Below are 5,666 nucleotides of genomic sequence, written 5' to 3' on the forward strand. Positions count from 1 at the left end.
AGCAAACTTCCTGGAGCAGGCTGGCGGTACAATACCGGCGGCCTGTTCCCTTGTTCCAGGGCGCTCGCCGCCCATCGCTCTTTAAAGGAAATATCATGCAGAACCAGAAGATCCGTATCCGCCTGAAGGCTTTCGACTATCGCCTGATCGACCAGTCGGCAGCCGAAATCGTGGATACCGCCAAGCGCACCGGCGCGATCGTCAAGGGCCCGGTGCCCCTGCCGACCCGTATCCAGCGCTTCGACATCCTGCGTTCGCCGCACGTCAACAAGACGAGCCGTGATCAGTTCGAGATCCGTACTCACCAGCGCCTGATGGACATCGTCGATCCTACCGACAAGACCGTTGACGCACTGATGAAGCTCGACCTGCCGGCCGGCGTCGACGTCGAAATCAAGGTGTAAGGTATTCAGCACAAGACCGCCCCAGGCGGTTTTGCGCAAACAAAAACGGCGAACTTCGGTTCGCCGTTTTTGTTTTTGTGCCTCTTCTCTCCTCTTCGCTTGCCGCCTATGCCGGCCCGCGCCGCCGGAGTGTCTGCCCCGGTGGCTCTCCGAAGCTCTTGCGATACTCGATGCTGAACCGCCCGAGATGGCTGAAGCCCCAGCGCAGGGCCGCCGCCGTAACAGAGTCGACGGCCCTGTCGTTCAGCAGATCGTGGCGTACCCGTTCCAGCCGGACCGCGCGCAGGTAGGCCATCGGGCTGATGCCGCGATGCTCGCGAAAGCCGGCATACAGCCCTCGCAGGCTGACGCCCGCCACCTCGGCCAGCGCGGCTGGCGTCAGCGGGGCGTGGGCATGTGCATGAATGTACTCCTCGACCAGCTTCACATGACGTGGCGCCAGGGGTTTGCCGCGCATCAGCAGCGCCTGGGTGAGGCTGTGCGGCTGCACCGTCAGCAGGGTGCCGATAACCAGTTGCTCCAGCTGGCAGGCTGTCAGCGGGTGGCGCGCGGCATCGGGTGCCAGCATCAGCGTGTCCGTCAGGTAGTGCATCAGCTGGTACCAGGCTGCCAGGCGCCGCCAAGCCATCCCAAGTTCGAAGCGCAGCGGCTGCTGTGGCCGGTGGCCAAGGTAGGCCGCGCATATCCGTTCCAGTGCACCGCGTTCGATGCGCACGATCAATTGGTCGCTGTCGTGGCTCCAGCGCATGCGCACTGCATCGCTGGGCGTGAGTACCGAGGCGGTCTCGTGGTCGGACAGGATCTGCTGCTCGCCGCAACGAATCTCCGCATGGCCGGCCACAGGCATCTGCACCAGCAGGAAGTCGTCGAGCGGCCCGGGCTCGATCTGCACTTCGGCGCCATAAGCCAGCCGGTTGAACGATACCGCTCCAAGTGGCGCATGATGCATGCGCGCCGCCAGCGTGGTGCCGCCGATCGTAAGTTTGTGCGGCTTGAACACCGCGCCGACCGCAGCCCGCGTCCGGGCCTGGTCGGTCGAGGCGAAGACCAGCCGGGTGGGGTCGTTCAGCAGGGCGCCGGCCAGCGGCTCGGCGGCCGTGGCCGCGGGGGGCTGCGGCATTGTCTCGCTCCTCGGCGTCATTGGCGCGCCGTTCCTTGGGTGGCATCCGCGTAGGCCTGGCGTGTGCCGCAGCGCAGCGGCATCGGGCTCGGCCGGGATGCGGACGGGATCCTTCACAACACTATAGTGGATCGGTTCTTCGCGTCCCTTGTCCGGCTAGCCATTTTCCTGCACTAATTGGATAGCCGCTGCAGGCGGCGGCTAGTTTGCTGCGGTGCGTATCACGCATGATGGAATCCAGCACAGCAGCCCACCCCCAAAAAACACAGGAGCGCAGGCCATGGGCCAGACTATCCAGATCCATACGACCGACGGCAGCGGCACGTTCAACGCCTACCTGGCCACGCCCGCAGCGGGCAAGGGCCCCGGGATCGTGTTGTGCCAGGAGATCTTCGGCGTCAATGCCACCATGCGCGCCGTGGCGGATTATTACGCCGAGGAAGGCTACACGGTGCTGGTGCCGGACCTGTTCTGGCGCCTGGCCCCCGGCATCGAGCTGGGCGACCGCGGCGAAGATTTCCAGCGCGCGCTGGACCTGTACCAGCGCTTCGACGAGCGCCAGGGCGTGCTCGACGTGGGCAGCGCGCTGGAAGCGTTGCGCGCGCGCCCCGAATGCGTCGGCCAGACCGGCGTCCTGGGCTTCTGCCTGGGCGGGAAGCTGGCCTACCTGGCGGCATGCCGCCTGGACGGCGTGGCGTGCGCGGTAGCGTATTACGGGGTCGGCATCGAGCGCGCGCTGGATGAGGCAGCCAACATCAAGGGACGGCTGGTGCTGCATGTGGCCGAGCGCGACGGCTTCTGCCCGCCGGAGGCCCAGGCGCAGATCCGGGCAAGCCTTGGCGGCAGGGAAGGCATCGAGCTGTATGTCTATGCTGGCGTCGATCATGCGTTTGCCCGCGCCGGCGGCGAGCACTTCGACCGCCCGTCCGCACTCATGGCGCACCAGCGCTCGATTGCCGCGCTGCGCGCGGAGATGGGCCCGCACTACGACTTCTCGGCCCTCTGGGACAAGCACTGCGAATACGAATTCGCCACCCGTGAGGTCGACGCCACCATGGCAACCATGGTGGCCGAGCCCTATGTCAACCATATCCCGACCATGACCGGCGGCGTAGGCTACCGCCAGCTCAGGCGCTTCTACCAGAACCACTTCGTCCACAGCAATCCGCCCGACACCACGCTGATCCCGTTGTCGCGCACGGTGGGGGCGAGCCAGATCGTCGACGAGTTGCTGTTCTGTTTCACGCACACCTGCGAGATCGACTGGATGCTGCCAGGCGTGCCACCGACCGGCAGGCGTGTGGAGATTCCGTTGATCGCCATCGTCAAGTTCCGTGGCGACAAGCTCTATCACGAGCATATCTACTGGGACCAGGCCAGCGTGCTGGTCCAGATCGGAAAACTGGACCCGGCCGGCCTGCCCGTGGCCGGCGTCGAGACTGCCCGCAAGCTGCTCGACGAAACGCTGCCGTCCAACACGCTGATGGCGCGCTGGAAGGAAAGCGAAGGCAAGTAGGCCGGGCGCGTCCGCGCCCTGGCAACTCGACGTAACCAAGCAAAGGAGCGTGCCCGGCACGCGCCTCGGGCACCCCTGCGCCATCGGCGCCGGGCGATCACCCAAGGCGTCCGGGCGGCGCCCCGGATACCAGGAGACAACGTCATGGAAGGACTGCAGGACAAAGTAGCCATCGTCAGCGGTGGCGCCACCCTGATCGGCGCGGGCGTGGCCAAGGCCTTTGTCGAGGCCGGCACGCGGGTGGCCATTCTCGATATCGACGCCGCCGGCGGCGAGCGCGTTGCCGCGGAGCTGGGTGAGCGCGCCCTGTTCGTGCGTACCGACATCACGGACGATGCCCAGGTGGCGGCGGCCGTGGCGCACGTGGTAAGGCACTTCGGCGGGGTCGACTTCCTGGTCAACCTCGCCTGCACCTATCTCGACGACGGCTTCAAATCCGGCCGCCGCGACTGGCTGGCGGCACTGGACGTCAATGTGGTCTCCGGGGTGATGCTGGCGCAGGCCGTGCACGCGGCGATGCGGGCGCGCGGCGGCGGTGCGATCGTCAACTTCACCAGCATCTCGGCCAATGTGGCGCAGACCGGGCGCTGGCTCTATCCGGCCTCCAAGGCCGCCATCCGGCAGCTTACCCGCAGCATGGCGATGGACCTTGCTCCGGACCATATCCGCGTCAACTCGGTCTCGCCCGGCTGGACCTGGTGCCGGCTGATGGACGAGGTCAGCGGCGGCAACCGGGAGCGGACCGACCGCGTGGCAGCGGATTTCCACCTGCCGGGGCGCGTCGGTCAGCCTGGCGAAGTGGCCCAGGTGGTGCTGTTCCTGTGTTCGAGCCATGCCAGTTTCGTCACCGGCGCCGACTATGCGGTCGACGGCGGCTACTCGGCGATGGGTCCAGAGCGCAACGTGCCCGCTATCCCGCGGCTGGCAGGCTGAGACAGCCACCGCCCGGTTTCGACTTCCGTTGCAGCACCTCAAGGAGGAGATTGCCATGAACCAACGTATCGCCATTGTGGGCGCCGGCCAGTCCGGACTTCAGATGGCCCTCGGCCTGCAGGCCAGGGGTTACCAGGTGACGCTGCTGACCAACCGCACGCCGGATCAGGTCCGGGCGGGCAAGGTCATGTCCAGCCAGTGCATGTTCGATCGCGCGCTGCAGACCGAGCGCGACCTGGACTTGAACTGGTGGGAAGGTGCATGCCCGCCCGTGGAAGGGATCGGCCTGGCCATTCCGCATCCGGAGCAGCCCGGCGCGAAGCTGATCGACTGGGCGGCGCCCCTGGAGCGCCCGGCACAGGCGGTCGACCAGCGCCTCAAGATGCCGGCGTGGATGGAGGCGTTCGTTCAGCGTGGCGGCGATCTGCGTATTGCCGACGCCGGCGTCGAGGAGCTGGAAGCCCTGGCGCGCGAGCACGACCTGGTCCTGCTCGCGGCAGGCAAGGGCGAGATCGTCGGCCGCTTCGAACGCGATGCCACGCGCAGTCCTTTCAGTGCGCCGCAGCGCGCCCTGGCCCTGACCTATGTGAATGGCATGACACCGCGCAGTCCGTACTCGCGGGTTTGTTTCAACCTGATTCCGGGTATCGGCGAGTATTTCGTGTTCCCCGCGCTGACGCTGTCCGGCCCTTGCGAGATCATGGTGTTCGAAGGGGTGCCGGGCGGCCCGATGGACCGCTGGGCCGAAGCCCGCACGCCTGAGCAGCACCTTGCCGAAAGCCTGCGCATCCTGCGCACATGGCTGCCCTGGGAAGCTGAACGCTGCGAACAGGTAACGCTGACCGACGAGCAGGGCATACTGGCCGGCCGTTTTGCGCCGACGGTGCGCAAGCCGGTGATGGCCTTGCCTTCGGGGCGGCTGGTGTTCGGCATGGCAGACGCCGTGGTGGTGAACGATCCCATCACGGGGCAGGGATCCAACAATGCCGCCAAATGCTGCAAGGTCTACCTGGACGCCATCGTCGCGCGAGGTGAGCGCACCTTCGACGCGGCCTGGATGGAGCAGACCTTTGCGCATTACTGGCAGTACGCCGGCGACGTGGTGAACTGGACCAATTCGCTGCTCACGCCGCCGCCGCCCCATATCCTCAATCTGCTCGGCGCCGCCGGCCAGGCGCCCGCGCTGGCCGCGCGGATTGCCAACGGCTTCGACAATCCGCCGGATTTTTTCCCATGGTGGGCCGATGCCGTGGCCTGCCAGCAACTGATAGACCGGCATCTGCCGCAGGCAGCCTGATATGGAAGCCGTGGATGCCGCGATCGATGCCAAGGCCCTGCGGCGGGCCTGCGGCCGCTATGCTACCGGGGTGGCAGTCATTGGCGCCTGCGCGGCGCAGGGGCGGTTGATCGGGCTGACCGTCAACTCCTTTGCCTCGCTGTCGCTGGCGCCGCCGCTGATCCTGTGGAGCCTGGCGCTGCACTCGCCGAATGCACGGTATTTCGTGCCGGGGAAGCGCTTTGGGGTCAGCATCCTGCGGGCCGGGCATGGGGAGCTTGCCCGGCGCTTCGCCACCCCTGCGGAGGATAAGTTCGCCGGTGTCGCGCACCGGCGGTGCGGGCACGGCGTGCCGTACCTCGAGGAAGCGCTGGCCACGCTGGCCTGTCGGGTGGAGCGGGCCGACGTGGCCGGGGA

General features: G+C 66.9%; 6 protein-coding genes. 5 read left to right on the plus strand and 1 reads right to left on the minus strand.

Annotation, left to right across the window (positions count from 1 at the left end; translation table 11 throughout):
• Positions 1-95: 95 nt before the first annotated feature.
• Positions 96-404, plus strand: coding sequence for a 30S ribosomal protein S10 (rpsJ, locus tag P3W85_RS03210; RefSeq protein ID WP_006160488.1), 309 nt, complete (start codon positions 96-98; stop codon positions 402-404).
• A 106-nt stretch (positions 405-510) separates the two neighbouring features.
• On the opposite strand, the gene P3W85_RS03215 is transcribed toward rpsJ, so the two are convergent.
• Positions 511-1,524, minus strand: a complete 1,014-nt coding sequence (locus P3W85_RS03215) for an AraC family transcriptional regulator (RefSeq protein ID WP_276263700.1) — start codon at positions 1,522-1,524, stop codon at positions 511-513.
• Between the two features lie 280 nt (positions 1,525-1,804).
• Here P3W85_RS03215 and P3W85_RS03220 point away from each other — a divergent pair, with 280 nt between their 5' ends.
• The 4 genes from P3W85_RS03220 to P3W85_RS03235 all read left to right on the plus strand — a co-directional run.
• On the plus strand, positions 1,805-3,040 hold the full coding sequence (locus tag P3W85_RS03220) for a dienelactone hydrolase family protein (RefSeq protein ID WP_276263701.1): 1,236 nt from the start codon (positions 1,805-1,807) through the stop codon (positions 3,038-3,040).
• A gap of 144 nt (positions 3,041-3,184) precedes the next feature.
• Positions 3,185-3,973 (plus strand): SDR family oxidoreductase, encoded by a 789-nt coding sequence (locus P3W85_RS03225; RefSeq protein ID WP_276263702.1) that lies wholly within the window; start codon positions 3,185-3,187, stop codon positions 3,971-3,973.
• A gap of 55 nt (positions 3,974-4,028) precedes the next feature.
• Positions 4,029-5,270: a styrene monooxygenase/indole monooxygenase family protein gene (locus P3W85_RS03230; RefSeq protein WP_017225241.1), complete on the plus strand. Its 1,242-nt coding sequence runs from the start codon at positions 4,029-4,031 to the stop codon at positions 5,268-5,270.
• A 1-nt stretch (position 5,271) separates the two neighbouring features.
• On the plus strand, positions 5,272-5,666 hold a 395-nt coding region (locus tag P3W85_RS03235; RefSeq protein ID WP_276263703.1), incomplete at its 3' end, for a flavin reductase family protein.

The organism is Cupriavidus basilensis, assembly GCF_029335485.1.
In the GTDB taxonomy this organism is placed as follows: domain Bacteria; phylum Pseudomonadota; class Gammaproteobacteria; order Burkholderiales; family Burkholderiaceae; genus Cupriavidus; species Cupriavidus basilensis_E.

Excerpts from the sequence above, each read along its gene's own strand:
- P3W85_RS03225 (WP_276263702.1), top strand. The coding sequence starts at position 3,185 with ATGGAAGGACTGCAGGACAAAGTAGCCATCGTCAGCGGTGGCGCCACC.
- rpsJ (WP_006160488.1), top strand. The coding sequence starts at position 96 with ATGCAGAACCAGAAGATCCGTATCCGCCTGAAGGCTTTCGACTATCGC.
- P3W85_RS03215 (WP_276263700.1), bottom strand. The coding sequence starts at position 1,524 with ATGCCGCAGCCCCCCGCGGCCACGGCCGCCGAGCCGCTGGCCGGCGCC.
- P3W85_RS03220 (WP_276263701.1), top strand. The coding sequence starts at position 1,805 with ATGGGCCAGACTATCCAGATCCATACGACCGACGGCAGCGGCACGTTC.
- P3W85_RS03230 (WP_017225241.1), top strand. The coding sequence starts at position 4,029 with ATGAACCAACGTATCGCCATTGTGGGCGCCGGCCAGTCCGGACTTCAG.